Consider the following 21,695-nt stretch of genomic DNA (forward strand, 5'->3'; position numbering starts at 1 on the left):
CATTAATTTCATCTATTAAAAAATAGATGAAGTTTGTTTACAAAGTTAGATTCTCATTTTGTTTTGTATTCTGTTTTATAAAAGAATACCTCTGTCATATTAATTATGACAGAGGTATCACTACATTATTCCAATTATCTATCTATCTATGCAATATTAGTATCCTGGATTCTGATATGCATCCTTTTCAGCTTCTGTCATCTCCATTCCATCCAACTGTCCTTGAGGAATTGGACGAAGGTAGTGAGTAGGAAGAATCTGACGGGTATATGTCTTGAGCTCGTGGTCGTTCCATCCACTACCACATATTCTGTATTCACCTGCTATATTAGCCCAAGTCTGGGTGCGTACAAGGTCAAACCAGCGATATCCTTCACCGAAGTATTCGCGAGAGCGTTCTGCCAATATATATTTAATATCTATAGTTGCAGGAGTAGTACTCTTCATAGCTTCGCTGTTATCCTGTACTTTAGGTGAGTTGGCAGCATTGTCCCAGCTCCATACACCTGCACGGCCACGGATTACATTAATAAGATCTCTTGCAGTTTTACCGGCAGTAGTTGTTGCACCTTTTACTGCAGCTTCTGCTGCAATGAAATATAGCTCAGAGAACTTAGCTACAGGGAACGGACGAGTAGAACCGGCATTAGGCTGTCCAAGGCCACCATTATTATCAGTGCGGTATGGACCAAGTTTCCAAAGTGATGGGAACTTAACACGGCTGATAGCTGAAGGTTGATAACATAGTCTGCACGTCCATCTATAGTTGCTGCACCAATGTTTCCTACACCATTTCCTGCATCAGAATACTTCACATTAGGGTTATCCTCGTTTAAGAATGTCAATATAACTTCTCCATCTTTTACAACCAAGTTATTAGCATTGTAAACTTTATCCCAAGTTTTTCCGCCCTTTCCCCAGTTAGCACGGTATGCTATGTTGAATGTACCGTCGCAACGTGAGTCATTAGTCTTATCTGCAAATGTTTTCAAGAATACATCGACAGGAGGAGCCATACGAGTCCAAGGACGTCCTAGAGCTTGTGAGGCTTCACGCCAAATAGGCTTAACAGCGTTTTTCTGAGCATTGTCTGTATATGAACGCATTGTTTCATAGTTCCATCCAACCATCCACCTGCAAAGTTATCAGGGGCACCACCACTACCATAAGTTAAGCTACCACCATTGTAAAGCTCGCTATCCTCAGTGTGGTCCGCATAGAGCAGAATCTCATTATTTCTATCATTCTCAGCTTGGTTAACAAGGTAGAATGACTTTTGTAATCCGAAAGGACCAGGATTTGCTATAGCCTCTGTTGCTATGTCGTATGCTTGCTGGAAATACCATGCTGCATCATGTCCGTCTGGATCAGTTCTTGCTGTCTCAGGATATGTTGGAATATTATTTGGATTTTCCAACCACCATGCATAAGTAAGATATGCTTTAGACAGATATAGACGAGCTACAGTCTTTGTAACTCCACCAGTAACACGACCTGTTTCAGGAAGATCAGTGATAGCCTGCTTCAAATCAGGGAATATACCTTTTGTATAAACTTCTGGAACTGTATTACGTACAGATGTACGAGAAGTAGAGGTATTGAATTTCAATTCACCTGCTCCTAAATCCAATGGAACACCACCGAAAGTCTGAACTAACAGGAAGTAGTCGAAAGCCCGGAAGAATCTTGCTTCTGCAACAAGATCACTGCCTACACCGGCCGATTCAGCATTCTCAATGATACCACTAGCAGTGTTGATATTTGGAAAAGCAGTTCCCCATAAAGCATCTGAGCGGCTACTTGTTGCATCTAAAGTACCGGCACCCGAAAGGTCGGCATCTTTGAAGTTGCCATCAGCACTTTGACCATATGTATATTCATCTGTACCTGTCAGACAAGAGTTGTAATAGTATGCTTGTCCGTAGATATAACGTAGGTGTGCATATAGAGAAGTCACACCACCTTCAACTCCTTGCTTAGTTGAGAAGAAAGATGGGTCAAAACCTGTTCGTGGTTGCTCATCAAGAACACTAGAGCAAGATGTTGTCAGGAAGAGGGCTGTTGTTGTCAGTACGACCCATTTAATTTTGCTAATTATATTTTTCATATTGATATCTATTTAAAAGGTTAAGTTCACACCTAATATAAAGTTACGTGTAGCTGGAGAGTTTGTACCTATGATTGGAAGACGTGCCAAACCTGCTACAGCTATATTTTGATCGCCGTTAGAGTTTGTCTCTGGGTCCAAACCACATTCATTAGTATATGGAGACCATATTACGAATGGGTTTTGGATTGTAGCATAAACGCGTAGCTTGTCAACTCCAGAATCTTTCAGCCATTTCATGTCATTAAAATTATATCCTAAAGTAATAGTACGAATCTTAACATAGCTAGCATCAAAGTAGCCTAATGTGCTACCATAGTTAGGACTATCGCCACTTTTCTTACTAGCAGGGTTAGGATATTTAGCATCTGTGTTTTCTGGAGTCCAGTACTCTACGTCAACATTACCACGACGGCCAGAAAGCATGTTAAGATATCCATTTGATGAATGTAATGAACTAATAAGTGTACCACCACTCTTGAATGCTCCGATAACGTTCAAATCGAAGTTCTTGTAAGCAACGCGTGTGTTGAAACCTCCCTGGAAGTCAGGATCGATTTTACGTATTACACGGTCATCCGGACCAATTTTACGTGTTGGAGCTCCATTAGCATCGTAGTCACCAAGATATTTAACCTTGATCATACCTACTATATCCGATTCCTTACCAGGTTCAAGGATATCCATATATGGGTCACCTTTTTGCCAAAGGCCAATCTTCTCGTAGTCATATATTACATTGATAGGGCTACCAACGAACCATTGGTTAGTTACATCTCTGTCTTGTCCTGATGCCAATTCTGTCAACTTGTTCTGATTGCCATATATATTCAAACCAGCTTCCCAAGTCCAACCATCTTTGTTGTCAAGTATTATACCGTTCAAAGTCAACTCCCAACCTTTGTTCTGTGTCTTACCGATGTTACCCATATAGCTGCTAACACCAGATGTAGAAGGAAGACTCTTATTTAGCAACAGATCACTAGTTTTCTGAATATAATATTCGAATGTACCGGAAAGACGTCCTTTAAGAAGTGTGAAATCCAAACCAAAGTTCCATGTTGAAGAATACTCCCAACCAAGTGCTGAGTTAGGTAACTGTGTTACATAATAACCTGTAGAATATTTGGTTCCGAAGTTATATGGACGAGTGCTCAATGTTCCTAGAGTTTGGTAAGGGTTGATAGCCTGATTTGATGTCTGACCATAACCTACACGTAATTTTAAGTTGTCAATCCAATTGATATCTTTCATGAAACTTTCACGTGTGATATTCCATCCTGCAGATATAGCTGGATAAGTGTGCCATTGGTGGCCTTTTGCTAGACGTGAAGATCCATCACCTCTTAGAGTGACCATCAACATGTACTTGTTATCATAATTATACATAGCACGTCCCATCCAAGACATCAATCCACTTTTCTGATACGCCTGTCCGTTTGGATCTACTTTTATTTCACCATTAGCACGACCGATATTATAGTATTGGAAATATTCTGCAGGAATATCTTTTCCTTCCATAGATGAACGAGTATATTCAGTATTTTCAGCAGAATACATTCCTACTACGTTAAACTGGTGTTTTCCGATAGTCTTGTCATAAGTAACCATGTGTTCGACAGCCCAGTTAGTTGTCTCGTAATGATTAAGTGATGCAGTTGATGGAGTATCTTCAGTTGAACTGTTCACTCCCATACCTGTAAATGCTCCAACCTTGTTTGTACGGTAGTTAAGACCAAGGTTGATGCGATATTTCAAACCGTCTACCCATGGACATTTAACCTCTGCGTACATTGTATTATATGTACCAAGTGCTTTGTTCTGGTTCAGCCAAGTGTCTGCAAGGCTTTCAGCAACCGAACGAGTAAGAGTGAATGTATTATCCAAAGGCATCTGAATAGTACGTTTCAAAGAACCATCTTCATTATATGGATTTGCTATTGGAGACATTGACAATACATTGTAAAGACCAACTTGAGATCCGTCTGTCGTATTGTAGTTTGTGTTTGTAGAAACGCCAAAACGGAAGTATTTGCCTATATTTTGGTCGAAGCTAGCACGTAAAGAGTAACGGTCATATTGTTGTGTTGGAACAACTGCCTCATCGTGATAGTAACCTGCACCTACAGAGTAGCTACCTCCATTTGTTCCACCGGTGATATTTACATCATGGCTGCTTACGATACCTGTACGGTAGAACATATCTTGCCAATCTGTATTAATATCATCCGACTCGTCCAAAGAATTTGTGTAAAAGCCTGCATCCTTACGTAACTGAGCAAATTTTGCTCCATCCATCATTGGGTATCTGTGGAATACAGTCTTCAAACCGAAATATCCATTATAACTAATTTTAGCCGGCGCTCCCTGAGTTCCTTTGTTGGTAGTGATAAGGATTACACCATTTGCACCACGTGAACCATAAATTGCAGTTGACGAAGCATCCTTAAGGATATCCATACTCTTGATATCAGATGGGTTAATATCCGACAAATCACCCATGAATGGGATTCCGTCTAATACTATCAATGGGTCATTTGATGCTGTAAGTGAACGTGAACCACGAATACGAATCTGCATCTTTGCGCCTGGCTGTGAAGATGTCTGAGTCATATCAACACCTGCAACTCTGTTTTGAAGAGCATAAGTAATGTTAGTTGACGGTACTTCGTTAAGTTTCTCACTGTTTACTGATGCAATGGAACCTGTAACATCAGAACGTCTTGCTGTACCATAGCCGATAACAACTATTTCCTCAAGAGCTTTAGAATCTTCTGTAAGCACAATTTGAATATTGCTCCTTTTATTTACAGCAACCTCTTGAGTTTTATATCCAATATAAGATACAACAAGAGTTGAATAAGAATGAACTTTAATGGTGAAATTTCCATCTAAATCGGATATAATGCCATTTGTAGTGCCTTTCTGAATGACACTTGCACCGATAATTGGTTCACCACTAGAGTCTTTTACTGTACCAGTGACAGAGATGTCCTGTGCAAAGGTACAAATAGGTATAAAGCATAATATGAATATTAATGCTAGAGACCTAAGATTTAAATTTGCGTTTTTCATAAATCTTAAATTTGAAATGAAATATATTAGATTCAACAAACTTTTTTGTTGTAAATACTATATGCTATTGGGTTACTCCATTCACATGGAAAATTCATAATAGCATATCTGTATTTTCAACGAACGCTAATTTATAGAAAAGGTATTTATGAGTTTTCTTACGCTGTTCCATCTGCTTAGGTCATCGTAACACTGATTTTCTTTGGTGTTACATTTGTTTATTCTGTGGTTTCACGCTAGTAATATGAAGAAAAATATGCATATAAATCAACATATTAACTTTTATCTTTGTTACATTTATTACAATCATATAATATTTATAATGAGAAGGTTTTTCTTTATAATTTTCACAGTTACCCTGACAGCTTTTCCATCAAAGATGTTTAGTCAGGGTGGACGTGTATATACCACATTAGATAACCTGTCATCTAGTTATATTACTCAGATATATCAGGATAGCTATGGATATATATGGATATCTACAGAATATGGTTTAAACCGTTTCGACGGAATACATTTCAATACATATAATCATGATAGATCTAATCCTAATTCAATAAAAAATAACTATGTACGTACCATACTAGAGGATAAGAACAAGACTCTTATAATAGGTTGCCATAATGGATTGATGAGATATGATAGAGCCGGCGATTCTTTTATAGATATTCCTATGATAAGAGATGGAAAAGAGTTGATTCCGTATGTGTCGCAGATATGCAACCTTAGTAATGGAGATGTTTGGATTGTTACTGCAGGACAGGGTATTTTCTCTCTTAGCAAAGATTATTCAAAAGCTACCTATATTAATTCTTTTATGGATAAAATAGGTTTTCACTTCTACAACTCAATTTTCCAGGATCGAAATAATAATATATGGTTGGGAACAGAGTATAATGGCTTGGTTAAGTATAATCAGAAGAGAGATGAAATAAGAGTTTACAATAAACCGGAAATAAATTCTAGCAGTATCTTCTCAATAAATCAGGATAAAAGAGGGGCAATTTTTATAGGACATAGGAGAGATGGCGTGATGAAATATAATTCCTCTGAAGATAAATTTGAACAGATAAACAGTGCTTCCGATAATGACAAAATTAATGTACACTGCATAGAGAATGTTGGAGGAGAATTACTCGTTGGAACTGATGGAGCGGGAGTAAAAATATATAATCCAAATACTAATCTATTATATGACTATTCTCTAGATTATTCATATAGCGACTATCATAAATCAAAAGCTCATGCTATACTTCAAGATAGAGACAAAAATATATGGATTGGACTCTATCAAAAAGGACTCTTTTTTGTACCACAGGACAAGAAACAATTTCAATATTACGGATATAGATCTTCTACGCATAATATTATTGGTGACAATTGTGTACTCAGCATATTAAAGAGAGAAGATGGTAGTCTGTATGTGGGCACCGATAAAGATGGGCTATATATTATCAACCAAAACGGCAGTTTATTAAAACATTTTGCACCTAACTCATCAGTTAACTACTTCCCAAAAAGTATTTACTCAATGGTAGCAGATAATAGAGGAAATCTATCGGTAGGAACTGCTTTCCGAGGTCTGGCAAAAGTGGATGTCAACAGTGGTAGGGTAATGACATTCAAAGAACTTGATGGCATTCAGGTAAATACTATTGTTCAAGTAAAGAATGAGTTGTACATAGGTACTCAAGGTTCAGGACTATACACACTTAATTTGGATAATAATCTGATTTTAAGGTGTGAGAGATTCAATAACTCTGTTGATGATGAGTTACCTAACAAATGGATTAGCACACTATTTTATGATTCTCATGGTCTGTTATGGATAGGGCATAGCAAAGGTTTATAATGTTTTAACCCTGAAACAAAGAGTTTTTCTTGTCTATAAAAATAAAAATATAGTTATCCCTGAATGTATCTGTTACTCAGTAATGGAAACCAATAGGAATGAAATATGGGTAGGAACAAGTGAAGGATTATATAACTTCAATAAGAAAAATGGAGCTATATCACAATATACCGTTAATGATGGATTGCCTCATAATGTTATAACCGGAATCTGTAGAGATGATAAGAATAATTTATGGTTGAGCTCGCTAATGGGAATATGCAAGTTCAACATGAAGAGTAAAGAGCCGGTTAACTACTATGAGATAGATGGACTTCAAGGAAATGAGTTTATTCATGGTTCATATTTTAAAGACAAATATGGAGTAATATATTTTGGAGGGGCAAATGGACTTACTATGTTTCAGCCGGATAATATTCATCAATCTTTCGAGAAGTATAAGGTTGTTATAACAGACTTTCTGATAGGTGAAACCTCTGTTAATTCAAAGACTATGTCAGGAGGAAACTATGTGATAGATTCTAATGTAAACGAAGCTGATAAGTTCGCTTTGGCAAGTTCTGACAATACATTTACTATATGTTTCTCAACATTCCAGTATGATAACCCACAACAGATTGTTTACCATTACAAGGTTAATGAACTATCCGAAAAATGGAGTGTGTTGCAGGCCGGAAAAAACAGCGTGACATATAACTCTTTTTCTCCAGGTAAATATACTTTTCAGGTAAAAGCTATAGTAAATGGCACTGAATCCGAGGTACGTGCAATTTCTGTTGTTATTTCTCCACCATGGTATAAGTCGACTACAAACTATATTATATATTTCCTTTTGCTATTGGTACAGGTATAGGGCTCCATCTTTGCCGTTCATTGGTAGAACTTCATTATGGTAAGATATTTGCACAAAATAAGAGTGTAGGTACAGGTGCAATATTTACAGTGCGTATACCTTTAGGCAATTCACAACTTAATAGCTATCAGTTACAAGCTGAATTTTCAAATGAGATAATTGTAAAGAACATAAATGAATCGTCTATAGATAATATGATAGTAGTGAGTGCTGATGGTTGTTCACATAAGAAGGTTAGAACAAAGACAGACTTTAAAGTACTGATTGTGGAGGATAATGAGGAGATATCATCATATCTGGAGAAAGACCTATCTGATGCATATAAGGTATATTCAGCTAGTAATGGAAAAGAGGGATACGAAAAGATTCTGGAAATTATGCCTGACCTTGTTATAAGTGATGTCATGATGACATATATGGATGGAACAACTATGTCGAAGAAGATAAAACGGAATGCCAATATCAACCATATTTCAATAATATTGCTAATGGCAAAGGTATCTCTTGATTTCTCACTTCTCAACTTCATTTAAGGATAAATATGGAATGACTCCTTCGGAGTACAATCGGAAGTTTTAAAAATCTCAGACAATTGAAAATGATAAAGAAGAGCTTGAATGATGTTCAAGCTCTTCTTATGTAACCTGCAGCTGTAGTTTTATATTACCAATATACATATTGTAACTTATATATAGTTATATACTTAAGCTAAGCAAATAATATAATATTGTTATAAGATGTACCATTTTGTACTCTCATCGAAAGTTTGTGTATCTTATGATACATGAAAATAATCTAAACCGTAATACATTTGCAATAGTGAAATAACAAGACACTGCTTGTTGCAGTGTTCTATTATTTTTTTAGAAAATATTTTTATACTAAAATCTAATTTTTATGAGAACAAAATTCTTGTTTTTATTGATGCTTTGTATGTGTGCTGTCACGGCATTTGGACAAGGTCACAAGATTACAGGTACAGTCGTCTCAGCTACAGACAGTGAATCATTTATAGGTGTCTCTGTAGTTGTTAAAGGTACTACTAATGGTGTAATAACAGATTTGAATGGAGAGTTTACAATTACAGCTCCTGCAAACTCTACTTTAGTCTTCTCTTATGTGGGTTACAAAACAAAAGAGGTAAAGGTAAACGGTCAGACTAAATTGAACGTTTCTTTGGATGAAGACTCACAGATGCTTGATGCTATCGTTGTCGTTGGCTATGGTACAGCAAAGAAAAGCGATTTGACAGGTGCGGTTGTTAGCGCGAATATCAAAGACTTTGAGAAATCTCCGAACACAAACCTTATGCAGTCATTGCAAGGAACAGTTCCAGGATTGAATATAGGTCAGATAACTAATGCAGGTGGTACACCAAGTATATCTATTCGTGGTAAGAATACAATATCTGGTAACACAAGTGTACTTATTGTATTGGATGGTATAATCTTTACTGGTGATATGTCATCAATCAACCCTGCAGATATCGCTTCTGTTGATATCTTGAAGGATGCCAGTGCTACAGCTGTTTATGGTGCTCAAGCTGCCAATGGCGTAATGCTTATCACATCTAAAAAAGGAGCAAATGGGAAAGCTAAGATTAACTTTTCTTCATCGTATACCACTCAGACTCCTACCAATAATATGAGTCCTATGAACAGAACTCAGCTTCTGCAATGGGACAAGGATGTATTGTGGCATGATGCATATACAGAGGAATCAGGATATACAAAAGAAAATCCTGCTTTTGATTTGGCAAAACGTATGCCTGATGCATATATGACTAATGAACAAGGTAATATTGTTGACAGTGATTATAACTGGTGGGATAACTTCACAAGAACTGGTTCTATTTTAGAGAATAAGTTAAGTATCTCAGGTGGTAATGATGGATTATCATACATGATGTCTGTTGGAAACACAACTCAGAAGAATTTCCTTTTGAACGATGACTTTAAACGTAACACAATCAGAATTAATCTTGATGCTCAGCCACGTTCTTGGTGGAAAGCTGGTGTTCAGGCATTCGGTTCCTTTTCAAATAGAGACGGTCAGGAGACATGGTTACCATATTTGATAAAGCAGACTCCACTTGCTCAGCCATACGATGAGGATGGTAATCTTATTTCATTCCCTATGCATACAGCTGTTGAAACTCCATTCCATGGCTCAATGGTTGATGATTACGATCGTTCAAACTCATTCTTCGCAAATATCTATTCAGAGTTCACTTTGCCAGTAAAAGGATTGACATACAGATTCAACTTTGGTAACAATTACCGTATTGGTGAACATAATTTTGCAAGTAAATATACAAATAATGAGAATGGTGGTGCTTACAAGAATCATTCTACATATTATGATTACACTTTCGATAATATATTGTCGTACACAAATACATTTGGAAAACATGATCTGAGTGCTACATTCGTATATGGTGCTACTCGCCGTAAATATATGTATACAAGTGCTACAGCTAATGTGTTCCCAAGAATGGCATTAGGCTATAACAGTCTTGAACTTGCCGACAAACAGCTTACATCTTCGGATGCTTGGAAAGAGAGTACTCTTTATCAGATGGTACGTGCAAACTACAAGTATAATAATCGTTATCTCGTTACAGCAACAATACGTCGTGATGGTTATTCAGGTTTTGCAGCAAACCATAAATTCGGAACATTCCCTTCTATTGCTCTTGGATGGATTGCAAGTGAGGAAGAATTCTTTAAAATTCCTTGGATTGATTATTTGAAAGTACGTGGAGGTTATGGTATGAGCGGTAATCAGACTAATAGATACGCTTCTCTTGCAACTGTAGCAAGTGAGATTGGATATATCTTTGGTCAGTCAGGAGCTCTACGTCAGGAACTGTCTTCAATGCAGAACTCTGATTTGAAATGGGAACGTACAGAAGGTATCAATTTCGGTCTTGACTTTACATTGTTCAACAGCTTCCTAACTGGTTCTTTGGAAATTTATCAAACAACTACTCATGATTTGCTATATAAAGTTGCTATCCCATCTATTACTGGTTTCACATCTATACAGTCAAATGTCGGACAGATTCAGAATAAAGGTGTTGAACTTAACCTTACTTCACACAATATAACAAAGAAAGATTTTGAGTGGTCAACAACATTCAATATCTCATCAAACAGCAATAAGGTTAAATCATTGACTGGTATTGATTCTAATGGTGATGGAAAAGAAGATGATATGACTGCCAGCAGCCTTTTCATTGGGGAATCTTTAGGTGCTATATATGATTATAAGGTTGATGGGATCTATCAGATTGGTGATGATATTCCTGAAGGATATCACCCAGGTAATTACAGAATCGTAGATGTATATGCTGATGGAAAGATTGATGAGAAAGACCGTTCTGTAATAGGAACAACAGATCCTAAGTATCGAATGGGATTGATGAATAAGTTCCGTTATAAAAACTTTAATTTAAGCTTCTTCTTCAACTCTGTATTAGGAGGTAAGAATGGTTATTTGGGACAGAATACAAGTTCTGTAATTCCTAATGATAACGCTATTCGTGAAAATCATCTTTCAGAGGAAGCCGACCTGTTCTGGTCACCAAGAAATACAGATGGTATATATTCTCGCTCTTGGGCTGCAGGAGCAATAACTCCTAACAGATATGAGAAACGTGACTTCGTACGTCTACAGGATGTATCATTCGGTTATGATCTTCCAAAGAATGTTCTTAGCAGGATTGGTCTTGATGGAGTTAATATCTATGTAAATGCAAAGAACCTATTTACAATATCTGGATGGCATGGTTGGGATCCTGAAGCAGACAATACGTACCAGGATGTAAACGGTAATAATAGAGTTACAGGTAGTGGTTATGCTCATCGTCCTGTAATGAAGAGCTTTACTGCAGGAATAAACATTCTATTTTAATTAAAGAAATACACAATGAAAAAATATATTACATTATTCCTCATCGCTTTTATGGCATTTGGCTGTAATGAGGATAGCTTTTTAAAGGAAACTCCACTTGATTTCATGAGTGGAAACAACTCCTATTCAACAAAAGCTGATTATGATGCTTCTATAACAGAACTTTATTATTTAACTCGTAAAGAGTTCTTCGGTGACTACAACCGCAGTATGGATTTTATTTATGGTACCGATCTTATGATGGCATCCGATCCACTAAAGGCTAATCTAAGTTCTGATTATAATCCAACAAGTGGAATAGCAAAATTCCATTGGGAAACTCTTTATCTACTAGTTGCTCAGTCGAATGTAGCAATATCAAGATTGCCGGAGTCAAACCTGACAGATGCTCAGAAAGTAGAATATGAGGCAAAAGCAAGATTTTTCCGTGGTTTTGCATATCGTACTTTAGCTTATCTTTATGGTGGAGTGCCATTGCAACTAGAGGAGGTGAAGTCTCCAAAGACTGACTATGTACGTGATACTAAAGAAAATGTACTTGCACAGGCAATAAAAGATGTTGAATTTGCTTCAGAACATTTAAGTGATATTACAGATGTACGTGATGGCGAGATTAGTTTGCCTGTTGCTTATACTCTTCTATCTGAACTATATCTTGCCACAGGTGAAAATCAGAAAGCTATTGATGCTGCCACAAAGGTTATAAACAATCCTGCTTTATCTCTTATGAAAGATCGTTTTGGTTCACGTAAAGCAGAAAATGGTGATGTATATTGGGACCTTTTCCGTATAAATAATCAGAATCGTATTGAAGGTGGAAACAAAGAAGGTATATGGGTAATACAAGAGGAAGCAGATGTTCCTGGTGGTGCAGCTAATACAAGTGATTACTTCTGGTACACTACAAGTTTTTGGATGGAACGTTTCTGCGCTCCACAAACAGGACTTTTCAAATTGGTAATGCCTGATGGTACAAATCTTTCACCATTCAGTTGGCCTATCGGTGACTATACTGGAGGTCGTGGAATTGGTACTCTTTATGCAACAAATCATTTTTATCGTACAATATGGGATGGCGATTTCAAGAATGATATCCGTAATTCTATATACAACTACCCACGTAAGTTCAAATTCAACAATCCTGATTTCGTAAAGAAATACGGTTCACTATTTGGTGATAGTATTGACCTTGAGAATCCTAATTTGCCAGCCGGTGTTAAGATTATTTCAGGTTATGATGGTGGTATTACTCCTTCAAATTCATTACCAAATAGATTCCTTTGCGGTTATCAGACAAAGTGTACTACTCCTTATAATCATCCTGCTGCTCAGTATCTCGATAAAAAAACATATTTACTCTCAGGAACAGCAGGTAAGACTTACACAGACCAATACATGTTCCGTCTTCCTGAGGCATATCTATTGCGTGCCGAGCTTATATGAAGATGAACAAACTCACTGAGGCAGCAGCAGATATTAATGTAATTCGTGCTCGTGCAAATGCTAAACCTGTTGAAGCTAGTAAGGTAACAATGGATTATATCCTTGATGAGCGTATGCGTGAGTTTGGTATCGAGGAGAAACGTAGACTTACTTTGGCACGTACCGGAAAATTGTATGAACGTGTCATTAAGTTTAACCCATATTATAGCAAGGAAAATAGTTCTGATGGTAAGGGATTCTTGAAGAAATATGAATTATATCCAATTCCACAATCTGTAATAGAGGCAAATAAAGATGCTGTTCTGGAACAGAATCCGGAATATTAATCTTTGAAAAAGATGATAGAACTATAAGAATATTCTGTTAATAAAAAAGAGAGGATGTGCTAAGATTTCATATAGCACATCCTCTTTCTTATTTAGTTGTTTCTATCTCTGAATTCTTTAGGAGATACTCCATGCAACTCCTTAAAGGCTGATGAGAAGTATGTAGTATTTTGAAATCCTATTGTCAATGCAACCTCTGTTATGCTCATCTTCTTGTCGCACAAGAGTTCTGCAGCCTTTTGTAGACGTAAATTACGCATAAAGTCTCTTGTGGTCTGATTAGTTAGCTCTTTTAGTTTCCTATGCAGATGAACACGACTTAATCCAACATCTTTAGCAAGCAGCTCTACTGTATAATCAGGATTAGTTAGATTTTGATTCATATATTTCATAACTCTCTCAAGAAGCTTATCATCAGGTGATCTCAGCTCAGGAATTTCTATTTTGCTATCTTGCTGCTGATTGCCTTCATAGATGTTTTTTAATCTCTCTCTGCCAACTAGAAGATTAATAATGGTACTATGAAGGATTTGAATGTTGAAAGGTTTGGTCATATAGATGTCAGCACCCATATCAAGTCCTTCCATGGTATCAGATTCTCCAGTTTTTGCAGTAAGGAGTATTACTGGTATATAGTTTAAGTAGATGTTCTGTTTTATTTTATGGCACAATGTTATACCATCCATGATTGGCATCATTACATCACTGATTACCAAATCAGGTTTGGCATTAAATATACTATCCAATGCCTCTTTGCCATTTGAACATAGTACGATCTTAAACTCCTGACTTAGTTCATCATTAAGATATGTGCGGATTTCGTAATCATCTTCAGCAATGAGTATTGTTTTGTTGCTTCTTTTCTTAGGAACTGATATTGTTTCTTCGTTATCAACAGATAATGGTATATCATTCTGTGAGTATAAATCATGTACTGAGGTGTTCATCTCTTCTTCATTAAGATGGGAGCGTCCTATAGGAATACTTATAATAAAGCTTGCACCTTCATCTGGCGCGAAGTTCATTGCGCTTATATTTCCATGGTGGAGTTCAACTAATGAGCGAGTAAGATTTAATCCTACACCTGTCCCTATTTTAGCTTCATTTATATTGTTGTTTATTTGATAATATCTATCAAAGATCTTATCCAAACTCTCTTTAGGTATCTCTATTCCATTATCATATACCTCTATTTCACATACAGAAGTATTATCATCTTCTATCTCTTTTGTTCGGATATCAACTCGAATTGTTCCATTATCAGGTGTATATTTTATTGCATTCGACAATAGGTTTACAATTATTTTATCAAAATAAAGTGGGTCTACGTACAGATAAATATTATCCTTTGAAGCATTAAATTCAAAGTTTATATTATGAGCTGTAAATGCCTCTTCGAACATATCTGTAACTTTTTGGATAAATGGAATAATATCAACTTTTTGGAAATGTAGTTCCATTTGTCCTTTGTCAATCTTACGTATATCCATGAGTTGATTTACAAGTAATAATATTTTATCTGCATTTCTATATATGGTGTGATACAACTTCTGACAATCTGGACTCTTATCCATAGCTATGAGTTTCTTTATAGGACTTATAATTAGTGTCATAGGCGTTCTTATCTCATGAGATATGTTAATGAAGAATTGAAGTTTAGCTTCACTAATCTTGTCTTTTTGCTCTTGCTCAATTAATTTAGCTTTAACAGCATGACGTCGTTTTGATTGAATATAAATGTATGATGATATAATTCCAACGACAATAAAATATACTAAAAAGGCCCATCCTGTAGCATACCAATAGTTATCAATAATAATATTAATCTCACATTCTTTAGATTTAGTCTCATAATTATTGGCTCTTACTCTGAATGAGTATTTTCTGGCATTCATATTACTGAAGTACACTTTATTTACTCCAGTTTGGAGAGCATTCCATTCTCCGTAGTCTAGTGAGTATTCATATATTGTACTTTTCGAACTAGAAAAAGAATTTGTTGCAAATTCTATACAGAAGGAGTTGTCGGAAGCTCCCAAATGATATGTTACATTATTGTCTTCTTTTTTTATTATTTTATGTCCAGAGGAAAGCGAGTTGAGTTGTACTGCTTGGTCATGGATATAAAAGTCAGTTATTCTTACATTAAGGTGTTTCATTGATTTGGTTATTGAGCTCGGATTGAAGTAAGTCACACCGTTTAAACCACCATAATATACTATTCCATTATCATCACGAAATACTGCTCGAGGTGAAAACTCATTTCCTTGAAGCCCATCATTTGCGTAGAAATTCGCAAATGTTTTCTTTTTAATATCAAATTTTGATAAGCCATAATTCGTGCTTAACCAAAGATTACCCTCCTTATCTTCTGTGATAGCATTAATTGTATTATTGCCTAAGCCTTGTTTCAATCCATAATTATTTATCTTCTTACTAGTTGTATTGTAACTATATAATCCTTGTGTGGTACCTATCCATATAATGTGTCGGCTATCTTCGAAAACTGTATTTATAAGTATACCAAGGAGAATACAGTTTTTATTGAATGAGTTTATGTAACTTTTCTTTATTAGATCATAACATCCTAGACCATAACATGTACCAATATATAGTTTATTGTCATGACTTATTTGTAGAGAACTAATCCAACTATTGTTCAATACATTAGCTTTTGGATTGTATTGTTTGTTCTTCATCATCGGAGCTTTATATAACAATTTTCCATTGTGGTCGAACTGGTATAAGCCACTCCCCATTGTTCCTACCCATAAATTACCTCCCTTATCGGAGGAAATTCCGCAAATTGTTAATCCTTTTAATGCTTCAATATATTGACAATTACCTGATCGCGCATCAAAACATGCCATTCCATCATATAAGGAGCCTATCCATAATTTCCCGATATTATCTTCATATATGCTTATTATGGAATTAGGTATATTGTAGCCCTTGTCTTTACAGAAATGGGCTTTCTGTTTACCATTTTCATCTATACAATACAATCCGTCATTATCTGTTGCAATCCATAAATTATTATTTCGGCCTTTGTATATGCAATTAACGCTATTATCTCCAATTACATCCTTATTAATTGATTTATGCCCTATATATTGAAAGTTATTATTAATAGCAGGTTTCATCAGGATACCTTTTCTGTTGATTGCCAGCCAATAGTTGCCGGTAGAGTCGATTAGTATAGAACTGATTTTTGATTTTGACTGGTCTATTGTTGTAATCTCAAATGATCTGTCAATATTTCTTTGTCCTTCAATATTATATATTTTTAGTCCATGAGTCTCAGTTCCAATAAGAAGTTGATTATCCTTTTTATATAGACAAACAATTACGTCATTTTCTGTGCCCTCAATAATTTTTATTTTGTTATTTCTTAAATCTAATAAGTATAGTCCATTTGATGTTCCAATATATAGATCATTTGATGATGTCTGACAGAAAGATGAAATTGTTGCATTGTTCTTTATCCTTATTGAGAATATTCTCCCATTGTCATACATTATAATGCCATTACGCTCTTCTCCAATCCAAAGTCGTCCTTTATTATCTATATGTAGAGCATCAATGAAATAGTATCCAAACTTTTCCGAGTGAAAAGGATATGCTTTTAATGAGCCTTTTTTTTAAAAGAAAAATTCCATGTCCTAAGGTTCCGATAAGAATATCATCATTGTGCAACTTAACGAAAGCTTTAGCATTGATTTCAATTCTTTTATTCTGCTTATCATAAAATAATACATCCTTAAAGCTGTCACTATTTACATCTAAAACCTGTATTCTGTCACCAAGTCCGACATATAATGCGCCAGAATCTGTTGAGTATAGAGATGTTATAGCATTATCATGTATCTTGTACTGATTATTCTTATAATTGTTATATGTCCTGAACTTTGCACCATCATATCTGCACAGCCCATTTACCGTACCTATCCAAATATTACCTTTGCTGTCTTGGCATAGAGATGAAAAATTGCTATTAGGTAAGTCACTATTTACTGTATATAAGAATTCCGATTGGGAAAAACTCCTCGTCGTGGATAATATAGAGAAGGTAAATATTATTGTTGAATAAGTTATTCTTTTTAAGATGTTTGTTACAGAATTAATCATCCTTTGTTTTATTAAAGTATATTAGAAAACAATATTGAATATAAGAATATTCCTGTAAAAAAGTAAGTAATTGATAGTAATAGATAAGTCGTGTTTTTATTTTATAGTAATAGCATTTTATAATAGTTAGGTAAAGGTACTTCTTTTTATTATCTGAAAAAAAATTAACGGCATAATTACTTAATATTGGATAGAATATATATGATAATGCTGCAAGTGATAAATTGCAAAACTTAGTTTGGATATTTTGTATAAAAAGAAGAGCTCTGCTAACAACCGTTAGCAAAGCTCTCCTTTTATGTGCTTAATATAGAAAAATTACTTCTTGTAATTCTCCATATCTTCAACTTCGAAGTTTTCAATGAACTTGTTATGTTTCTCAACTTCAGCCTCAGCATAGTTAACATAAACTACAGCCGATTTAGTGAAAAGCTCAGCGTTACGAGTAGCATCCTGAATGATGAGGTGTGACATTATAATGTCTGCTGACATCTCTACCAGGCGACGAGCCACAATATCAAGAAGATCCTGATTAGCTGCCTCTTTGATCTTGTTTGCACAAGCATCAAGTTTATCAGCCATAGCCTTAACTCTATCCAATAGAGGTTTCATCTCTTCGCTGCACTCTACAGTCTCAAACTCACGTATTGTCTGCATATATGATCCGTTAGTTACATAACGTATAGCAGCAACAGTCTGAAGCTGAGTAGTACCCTCATAGATACTTGTGATACGTGCATCGCGATAGATTCTCTGACAAGCATACTCCATCATAAAACCTGAGCCACCGTGTATCTGAATACAGTCGTAAGCATTCTGGTTTGCATATTCAGAATTCATACCCTTTGAAAGCGGAGTGAATGAGTCTGCTAGCTTAGCATATTTCTTCTGTTCCTGGCGTTCTTCTGGAGTAAGTTTACGCTCGCGAGAGATATCATCAAGAGCTTTGTAAATATCTACATAACGTGATGTTTGGTAAAGAAGAGAACGGCCTGCATCGAGTTTAGCTTTCATAGTAGCAAGCATATCGTATACAGCAGGGAATTCAATAATAGCCTTACCGAACTGCTTACGATCTTTTGCATATGCTAGACCTTCGTTGTATGCAGCTTGGCTAAGACCTACTGACTGAGCAGCAATACCTAGACGAGCACCATTCATAAGAGCCATTACATATTTTATAAGACCAAGCTTACGATCACCGCAAAGTTCAGCTTTAGCATTCTTGTAAACAAGTTCACAAGTTGGAGAACCATGAATACCAAGCTTATGCTCAATACGGCGTACGTCTACACCGCCTTCATTCTTGTCGTAAATGAACATAGAAAGTCCGCGACCATCGCGAGTACCCTCTTCAGATCTTGCAAGAACTAGGTGAAGCTGAGCATCACCATTAGTGATGAAACGTTTTACGCCGTTCAGTCTCCAACAATTTGCCTCCTCGTCGAAAGTAGCCTTAAGCATTACAGACTGTAGGTCGGAACCTGCATCTGGTTCTGTAAGGTCCATAGACATAGTCTCTCCAGCACAGATACGTGGGATGAAACGGCTATGTTGTTCTTCATTTCCAAACTCGTAAAGAGTTTCGATACAGTCCTGAAGTGACCAGATGTTTCCGAAACCTGCATCAGCAGCGGCAACAATCTCAGCGCACATTGTATAAGGAGTGATAGGGAAGTTTAATCCACCGAAACGGCGTGGCATTGTCATACCATTAAGACCTGCCTTAACCATAGCGTCAAGATTTCTCTTTGTGCCAGATGCATATTCTACACGGCCGTTTTCGCAATGAGGACCCTCTTCATCAACGCCCTCTGCATTTGGAGCTACAACCTCACCGGTAATCTCACCTGTGATTGCAAGGATTCTGTCATATGAATCCATGGCATCATTGTAATCCAGTGGAGCATAGTCGAACTCGTCCTTATCTCTATATTCGCGTTCTTTAAGTTCGCAGATGCGCTGCATCATCGGATTGTTCAAGTGGTGCTTGAGTTCCGGTACTTCTGTATAATAGTTTTCCATTACTTACTGTTTTTCTTGTAATACTTGATTAATTTAGGAACGACCTCTTCAACCTTTCCGTTGATAACGTAATCGGCTATTGTATTTATTGGAGCATTAGGGTCATTGTTTACAGATATTATAATACCTGCATCCTGCATACCGGAAATATGCTGTATCTGACCTGATATACCACAAGCAATATATAGCTTAGGATGAACTGTAACACCTGTCTGACCAATCTGGCGGTCATGATCGCAGAATCCTGCGTCTACAGCAGCACGGCTTCCACCTACTTCTGCATGGAGTTCTTTTGCAAGTTCAAACAACTTGTCGAAACCCTCTTTTGAGCCCATACCATAACCTCCGGCAATAACGATAGGAGAGCCTTTCAAGTTATGTTTAGCCTTCTCAATATGACGGTCTATAACATTAACAACATAATCAGCTTCAGGAACATATTTTGTAACATCATGTCTGATCACTTCACCTTTATAGTTTTCATCAAGAATCTCTTTCTTCATTACACCTTCACGAACTGTAGCCATCTGTGGTCTATGTTCAGGGTTAACAATTGTAGCAACAATGTTACCACCGAATGCAGGACGGATTTGGAAAAGAAGATTTTCGTAAGTCACACCAGCCTTCTTGTCTTCGTGTGAGCCTATTTCAAGTTGAGTACAGTCTGCTGTAAGTCCACTCTTTAGTGCAGAAGAGACTCTAGGTCCAAGGTCACGACCAATAACGGTTGCACCCATAAGACATATCTGAGGTTTTTCTTCTTTGAAAAGGTTTACAAGAATAGATGTATGAGGGAGAGAAGTGTATGGGAACAGTCTTGGCTCATCGAATATATGAACTCTGTCTACCCCATAAGGTAGAACCTGTTTCTCTACATCTTTTAAATTATTACCGGCAACAATGGCTTCAAGTTGGCATCCAAGTTCATTAGCTAACTTTCTACCTTTAGTTAAAAGTTCGAGACTAACATCGGCGATAGTTGTACCTTCAATCTCGCAATAAACAAATATATTATTCATGATCTTTATCCTATTGTATGGTTAGCTAACAGCTCTACGATAAGTCCTTCCATTTCGTCATCGCTGCTTGTCAATGTTTTATTCTCTTTTGCCTGGAATATGATGTTCTCAATCTTCTTAACTTTTGTAGGTGAGCCTGAAAGTCCGCACTCCTGAATGTCACCGCAAACATCAGCTACACTCCATTCTGCAATGTTAAGATAAGGGCGTTTCTCGTAGAGGTCAGCATAAGGGAGTTCTGCTCCTTCTTTTGTAATAGCTGCTTTCTCCTGACTACCAAGAGCTCTTTTATATTTCTGAACAAGCTTAGCATTTCTTGGACGGCATTCAGCTGCACTACCATTAACAGTAAGTACTATAGGAAGTGGTCCTTCAACTATTTCAACACCACCATCAATATGACGTTTAGCTGTTATTCTTCTTGTAGCTTCATCAACAGAGATAATCTCTTCTGTATATGTAATCTGAGATAACCCCAACTTCTCTGCTACCTGAGGGCCTACCTGTGCAGTATCACCATCAATAGCCTGGCGTCCACCAATAATTATATCGCAATTATTGATTCTCTTTATTGCTGTAGCAATAGCATATGAAGTAGCAAGAGTATCAGCACCGGCAAATGCTCTGTCAGTAAGGAGATATCCATTGTCAGCACCTCTATAAAGGCCCTCGCGAATTATTTCGGCAGCTCTTCCAGGTCCCATAGTCAGAATAGTAACTGTTGATCCAGGATGTGTATCTTTCAATCTGAGTGCCTGCTCAAGAGCATTCAGATCCTCCGGATTAAATATCGCCGGAAGTGCTGCGCGGTTAATAGTTCCGTCAGCGTTCATGGCATCTTTCCCAACATTGCGTGTATCGGGTACTTGTTTTGCCAGTACAACTATTTTTAAACTCATATATTTTAATGTTAGTTATTTTTCGGGGGCAAATTTAACCAAACAATTTTAAG

The 21,695-nt window shown here is 36.6% G+C and carries 12 protein-coding genes and 1 pseudogene; 6 read left to right on the top strand and 7 right to left on the bottom strand.

What is annotated here, in order from left to right; all coding sequences use genetic code 11:
* Positions 1-156: 156 nt before the first annotated feature.
* Positions 157-2,107 (bottom strand): annotated as a pseudogene (locus tag JCM15092_RS16165) (RagB/SusD family nutrient uptake outer membrane protein).
* A gap of 12 nt (positions 2,108-2,119) precedes the next feature.
* Positions 2,120-5,182 carry a SusC/RagA family TonB-linked outer membrane protein gene (locus JCM15092_RS12935; protein ID WP_024995027.1) on the bottom strand — a complete coding sequence of 1,021 codons (3,063 nt, stop codon included), beginning with the start codon at positions 5,180-5,182 and terminating at the stop codon, positions 2,120-2,122.
* A 322-nt stretch (positions 5,183-5,504) separates the two neighbouring features.
* Between JCM15092_RS12935 and JCM15092_RS12940 the strand changes: the two genes are divergently transcribed.
* The 6 genes from JCM15092_RS12940 (at position 5,505) to JCM15092_RS17705 (ending at position 13,571) form a co-directional block, all read left to right on the top strand.
* The gene (locus JCM15092_RS12940) at positions 5,505-7,034 is read left to right on the top strand and encodes a ligand-binding sensor domain-containing protein (protein WP_024995028.1); all 1,530 of its coding nucleotides are present in this window, start codon (positions 5,505-5,507) and stop codon (positions 7,032-7,034) included.
* A gap of 82 nt (positions 7,035-7,116) precedes the next feature.
* Complete coding sequence (locus JCM15092_RS12945) at positions 7,117-7,887, top strand: triple tyrosine motif-containing protein (RefSeq protein WP_024995029.1); 771 nt, start codon at positions 7,117-7,119, stop codon at positions 7,885-7,887.
* 20 nt (positions 7,888-7,907) lie between these two features.
* Positions 7,908-8,420: a response regulator transcription factor gene (locus tag JCM15092_RS12950; RefSeq protein ID WP_024995030.1), complete on the top strand. Its 513-nt coding sequence runs from the start codon at positions 7,908-7,910 to the stop codon at positions 8,418-8,420.
* A 364-nt stretch (positions 8,421-8,784) separates the two neighbouring features.
* Positions 8,785-11,802: a SusC/RagA family TonB-linked outer membrane protein gene (locus JCM15092_RS12955; RefSeq protein ID WP_084488556.1), complete on the top strand. Its 3,018-nt coding sequence runs from the start codon at positions 8,785-8,787 to the stop codon at positions 11,800-11,802.
* 15 nt (positions 11,803-11,817) lie between these two features.
* Positions 11,818-13,245, top strand: coding sequence for a RagB/SusD family nutrient uptake outer membrane protein (locus JCM15092_RS16170; RefSeq protein WP_235782366.1), 1,428 nt, complete (start codon positions 11,818-11,820; stop codon positions 13,243-13,245).
* Positions 13,246-13,247: 2 nt separating this feature from the next.
* Entirely contained in the window at positions 13,248-13,571 is a 324-nt protein-coding gene (locus tag JCM15092_RS17705; protein ID WP_235782367.1) for a RagB/SusD family nutrient uptake outer membrane protein, read from the top strand.
* 92 nt (positions 13,572-13,663) lie between these two features.
* Here JCM15092_RS17705 and JCM15092_RS16175 read toward each other — a convergent pair whose 3' ends face one another.
* From JCM15092_RS16175 to JCM15092_RS12980, 5 genes are all read right to left on the bottom strand, one after another.
* A complete protein-coding gene (locus tag JCM15092_RS16175; RefSeq protein WP_051532565.1) occupies positions 13,664-17,089 on the bottom strand; it encodes a hybrid sensor histidine kinase/response regulator transcription factor in 3,426 nt (1,141 codons plus the stop codon).
* A gap of 61 nt (positions 17,090-17,150) precedes the next feature.
* Complete coding sequence (locus JCM15092_RS16700) at positions 17,151-17,699, bottom strand: two-component regulator propeller domain-containing protein (RefSeq protein ID WP_051532566.1); 549 nt, start codon at positions 17,697-17,699, stop codon at positions 17,151-17,153.
* Positions 17,700-18,017: 318 nt separating this feature from the next.
* The gene (locus JCM15092_RS12970; RefSeq protein WP_024995032.1) at positions 18,018-19,724 is read right to left on the bottom strand and encodes an acyl-CoA dehydrogenase family protein; all 1,707 of its coding nucleotides are present in this window, start codon (positions 19,722-19,724) and stop codon (positions 18,018-18,020) included.
* Complete coding sequence (locus JCM15092_RS12975) at positions 19,724-20,743, bottom strand: electron transfer flavoprotein subunit alpha/FixB family protein (protein ID WP_024995033.1); 1,020 nt, start codon at positions 20,741-20,743, stop codon at positions 19,724-19,726. The genes JCM15092_RS12970 and JCM15092_RS12975 overlap by 1 nt, the downstream gene beginning before the upstream one ends.
* 5 nt (positions 20,744-20,748) lie before the next feature.
* The gene (locus tag JCM15092_RS12980; RefSeq protein WP_024995034.1) at positions 20,749-21,642 is read right to left on the bottom strand and encodes an electron transfer flavoprotein subunit beta/FixA family protein; all 894 of its coding nucleotides are present in this window, start codon (positions 21,640-21,642) and stop codon (positions 20,749-20,751) included.
* Positions 21,643-21,695 lie beyond the last annotated feature (53 nt).

This window comes from Phocaeicola paurosaccharolyticus JCM 15092, from assembly GCF_000613805.1.
Taxonomy (GTDB): Bacteria; Bacteroidota; Bacteroidia; order Bacteroidales; family Bacteroidaceae; genus Phocaeicola; species Phocaeicola paurosaccharolyticus.

Bases quoted from the DNA above. Each gene is read 5' to 3' on its own strand.
- JCM15092_RS12935 (WP_024995027.1), bottom strand. From the start codon at position 5,182: ATGAAAAACGCAAATTTAAATCTTAGGTCTCTAGCATTAATATTCATA.
- JCM15092_RS12940 (WP_024995028.1), top strand. From the start codon at position 5,505: ATGAGAAGGTTTTTCTTTATAATTTTCACAGTTACCCTGACAGCTTTT.
- JCM15092_RS12945 (WP_024995029.1), top strand. From the start codon at position 7,117: ATGGAAACCAATAGGAATGAAATATGGGTAGGAACAAGTGAAGGATTA.
- JCM15092_RS12955 (WP_084488556.1), top strand. From the start codon at position 8,785: ATGAGAACAAAATTCTTGTTTTTATTGATGCTTTGTATGTGTGCTGTC.
- JCM15092_RS16170 (WP_235782366.1), top strand. From the start codon at position 11,818: ATGAAAAAATATATTACATTATTCCTCATCGCTTTTATGGCATTTGGC.
- JCM15092_RS17705 (WP_235782367.1), top strand. From the start codon at position 13,248: ATGAACAAACTCACTGAGGCAGCAGCAGATATTAATGTAATTCGTGCT.
- JCM15092_RS16175 (WP_051532565.1), bottom strand. From the start codon at position 17,089: ATGTATGACAATGGGAGAATATTCTCAATAAGGATAAAGAACAATGCA.
- JCM15092_RS16700 (WP_051532566.1), bottom strand. From the start codon at position 17,699: ATGATTAATTCTGTAACAAACATCTTAAAAAGAATAACTTATTCAACA.
- JCM15092_RS12970 (WP_024995032.1), bottom strand. From the start codon at position 19,724: ATGGAAAACTATTATACAGAAGTACCGGAACTCAAGCACCACTTGAAC.
- JCM15092_RS12975 (WP_024995033.1), bottom strand. From the start codon at position 20,743: ATGAATAATATATTTGTTTATTGCGAGATTGAAGGTACAACTATCGCC.
- JCM15092_RS12980 (WP_024995034.1), bottom strand. From the start codon at position 21,642: ATGAGTTTAAAAATAGTTGTACTGGCAAAACAAGTACCCGATACACGC.